This is a genomic window from Ornithinibacter sp. (assembly GCF_035443565.1).
Lineage (GTDB): Bacteria > Actinomycetota > Actinomycetes > Actinomycetales > Dermatophilaceae > Fodinibacter.
On record NZ_DAORSO010000199.1, the window covers coordinates 1 to 3,332 of the forward strand.

Sequence of the window (3,332 nt, forward strand, 5' to 3'; positions counted from 1 at the left end):
GAGCTGGGCTGGACAGCGGTGGTCCCGCGCGTCGGCGAGCGCGTTCGGCTGGACTGACGACGGGTGGACTGCACGAAGTCGGGGTGATCACCCCGATTTCGTGCAGTCTGCGTCGTGCAGTCCCGCGGCAGCAGGACCGTCAGGCCGGGGTGATGGTGCTCGTGTCGATGACGGCCCGGTAGCGCACGTCACCGTCGACCACCCGGTCCCAGACCTCGTTGACATCGGCCGCTGACACGACCTCGATCGTCGCGGCGATGCCGTGCTCGGCGCAGAAGTCGAGCATCTCCTGGGTTTCGGCGATCCCACCGATCGACGACCCGGCGACGGCCTTGTTGCCACCGATGAGCGACCCCGGGGAGATCGAGTACGGCGACGGCGGGAGCCCGACGTTGACCACGACCCCGTTGGGCTTGAGCAGTCGCACGTAGTCGGCGATCGGGATGTCCGCGCTCACCGTGTTGAGCACGATGTCGAAGGTGCCCTTGGCCGCGCGCATCGCGTCCGGGTCGCTCGTGGCGATGTGGGCACGCGCACCCAGCGCAACGGCATCCGCCGCCTTGGCGTCCGAGCGCGAGATGGTCGTGACGGTGGCGCCCATCGCCGCAGCGATCTTCACCCCCATGTGTCCCAGGCCGCCGACACCGACGACCGCGACCGAGCGGCCGGTGCCCGCGCCCCAGCGACGCAGCGGGGAGTAGGTCGTGATGCCGGCGCACAGCAGCGGCGCGGCGACGTCGAGCTCGAGCGCATCGGGGATGCGCAGCACCATGCGCTCGCTCACGACGACCTCCTGGGCGTAGCCGCCCATCGTCCACTCGCCGTCGTACCCCTTGGAGTTGTAGGTACCCACGGAGGGCTTCGTGCAGAACATCTCCATGCCGTCCTTGCACGGCTCGCACTCACCGCACGAGTCGACGAGGCAGCCGACGCCGACCCGGTCACCGACGGAGTGCCGCGTCACCTCGGCGCCCACCTCGAGCACCGTGCCGGCGATCTCGTGGCCGACGGTCAGCGGGAAGTGCGCCGGGCCCCACTCCTCGCGCACGGTGTGGATGTCGGAGTGGCAGATGCCGGCATACGCGATGGCGATGCGGATGTCGTCGGGGCGCAGGTCGCGGCGCTCGATGGTCCCCTGGCGGAAGCCGGAGGTCGCGGAGTCGGCGATGAGGGCAGGTGTCGTGGTGGGCATGTCAGCACAGTACGTCCGAAGCACCCTGCTTATTCCGGTGCGAGCAGGGGGGTGCTCAGGTCGCTGCCAGCAGGGACGCCGCGACCTCGCGGTAGGCCTTGGCGCCCTTGGACGTGCGCGAGGTCGAGAGGATGGAACGCCCCACGGCCGGGGCCTCCGCGAACCGCACGGTCTTGGGGATCGGGGGTGACAGGACGGGGATGCCGTACCGCTCACCGACGTCGTCGAGCACCTCGCGCGCGTGGTTGCTGCGGCCGTCGAACAACGTCGGGAGGATGCCGATGACCTTGAGCTTCTTGTTCAGGATGCGCTTGACGTCGCGCACGGTGTCGAGCAGCTGGCCGACCCCGCGGTGGCCGAGCATCTCGCACGGCATCGGGATGATCAGGCCCTGGGCCGCGGTGAGCGCGTTGAGCGTCAGCACCCCGAGGCTCGGTGAGCAGTCGAGCAGGATGATGTCGTAGTCGCGCCGCACGGCATCCAGCGCGGACTGCAGCACGTACTCGCGGGCCGGGCGCGAGAGCAGCACGGCTTCGGCTCCCGCGAGGTCGATCGTGCTCGGCACGAGGTGGATGCCCTCCTCGCAGTGCACGATGACGTCGGCCACCTCGACTCCGCCGACGAGCACGTCGTGCACAGACGACTCGACGGTGTCGGGGTCGACACCGAGGCTGAAGGTCAGGCAGGCCTGGGGGTCGAGGTCGACGAGGAGGACCCGCCGACCCTGCTCGGCGAACGCCGCCCCGAGCGAGGCGACGGACGTGGTCTTGGCCACTCCGCCCTTCTGGTTCGCCAGGGCGATGATCGTGGCCTTGCGCTTGGGCGCCATCGGGAAGCCTTTCCGGGGTCCGCGGGCAGTGGCCCCGATTGTGTCACTCGTGGTGGGCGTGGCCGTCCAATGCCCCGTCGGCGAGCACGAAGTGCCTGAAGGCCTCCCCCGAGGGCAGGAGAGGGCGACCACGAACCCAGGCCACACCCACCTCACGCTGCGCCCCGGGGTCCACGATGGGCAGCAGGCGGCTGCGGGCGAACGTCGTGGGAGCCGGCAACCCCATCGCCGGCACGACGGCCACGCCCAGACCGGCCGCGACCAGGCCGCGCACGGTGAGCAGGTCGTCGGCCTCGAGCTCGACCTCCGGCTCGAACCCTGCGGCGTGACAGAGGTCGAGGGTCTGGCCCCGCATGCCCGAGGGGGCCCGCCGCATGATGAACGGCTCGGAGGCGACGTCGCTCAGAGACACCTCGTCGCGGGCCGCGAGCGGGTGGCCGAGCCCGACAGCGAGGACCAGCGGCTCGACGAGCACGCGCCTCCACTCGACGTCGGGCCCGTGCACGCGGTGCGTGGTGAGCTCGACATCGGCTGAGCGGGTCGCGAGGTGCTGGGAGACCCGGCCGCTCTCACCGACGGCCGTGCGCAACAGCACGAACTTCACCCGCGGGTGCCCGCGGCGAAAGTCGGTGATGAGGCGCGGGACGAGCCACGACCCCAGGCTGAGCGGGAATGCGAGCGTCACCACGCCCGCCTCGGGGTCGACGAGTTCACTGACCGCGGCGAGCCCGTCGTCGAGGTCGTTGACGAGGGAGTCGACGTGGCGCTTGAAGGCCGCCCCGGCGTGGGTCATCCGCAGGACCCGGCCGGATCGGCGCAGCAACGGTGTGCCAACCTCCTTCTCGAGGCGGGCCAGTGCTCGGGAGACCCCGGGTTGGCTCACGCCGAAGACCTCGCTGACCTCGGTCACGGTGTAGCCGTCGGCCACGAGTTGGAACCATCGCAGGGCGTCAGTGTCCATTACATGACCATACCGCATGGTTCGTATGTCTGGATTTCATTGGACGCATGACTTGTGGATCGCGACACTGGATACATGAACACCTCAACCCTGTGGACCACCGTCAAGGACGAGCTGCGCGAGCGCCGCGAGGCCCGCGCCGCCGAAGCCGCCCTGCGCGCCGACCTGGCCAACTACCGCACCCCCTCCGACATCGAGGACCTCCTCGCCTCCGTGGACTCGCACGACACCCCCGAGGCCGAGATGATCCGCGACGTCCTCATGGACAACCTGCGCACCTACCACCAGCGTCGCGCGTTCACGGCCTGACCGTTCGATAGAGGACGTGGCGGCGCACCGGGTGCCCCACG

Annotated in this window: 4 protein-coding genes; 1 reads left to right on the forward strand and 3 read right to left on the reverse strand. The window is 70.0% G+C overall.

Features of this window, described 5'->3' with window-relative positions; genetic code table 11:
• Positions 1–139: 139 nt before the first annotated feature.
• Genes PLL68_RS13235 through PLL68_RS13245 form a run of 3 tightly spaced genes read right to left on the reverse strand, consistent with a single transcriptional unit; the run spans position 140 to position 2,982 of the window.
• A complete protein-coding gene (locus PLL68_RS13235) occupies positions 140–1,192 on the reverse strand; it encodes an NAD(P)-dependent alcohol dehydrogenase (protein ID WP_324534830.1) in 1,053 nt (350 codons plus the stop codon).
• 55 nt (positions 1,193–1,247) lie between these two features.
• Complete coding sequence (locus tag PLL68_RS13240) at positions 1,248–2,021, reverse strand: ParA family protein (protein WP_324534832.1); 774 nt, start codon at positions 2,019–2,021, stop codon at positions 1,248–1,250.
• A 43-nt stretch (positions 2,022–2,064) separates the two neighbouring features.
• Complete coding sequence (locus PLL68_RS13245) at positions 2,065–2,982, reverse strand: LysR family transcriptional regulator (protein ID WP_324534834.1); 918 nt, start codon at positions 2,980–2,982, stop codon at positions 2,065–2,067.
• Positions 2,983–3,057: 75 nt separating this feature from the next.
• Here PLL68_RS13245 and PLL68_RS13250 point away from each other — a divergent pair, with 75 nt between their 5' ends.
• The gene (locus PLL68_RS13250; RefSeq protein WP_324534836.1) at positions 3,058–3,291 is read left to right on the forward strand and encodes a hypothetical protein; all 234 of its coding nucleotides are present in this window, start codon (positions 3,058–3,060) and stop codon (positions 3,289–3,291) included.
• The last annotated feature ends 41 nt before the right edge of the window (positions 3,292–3,332 follow it).

Coding starts and splice junctions, on each gene's coding strand:
- PLL68_RS13235 (WP_324534830.1), bottom strand. CDS start 1,192: ATGCCCACCACGACACCTGCCCTCATCGCCGACTCCGCGACCTCCGGC.
- PLL68_RS13240 (WP_324534832.1), bottom strand. CDS start 2,021: ATGGCGCCCAAGCGCAAGGCCACGATCATCGCCCTGGCGAACCAGAAG.
- PLL68_RS13245 (WP_324534834.1), bottom strand. CDS start 2,982: ATGGACACTGACGCCCTGCGATGGTTCCAACTCGTGGCCGACGGCTAC.
- PLL68_RS13250 (WP_324534836.1), top strand. CDS start 3,058: ATGAACACCTCAACCCTGTGGACCACCGTCAAGGACGAGCTGCGCGAG.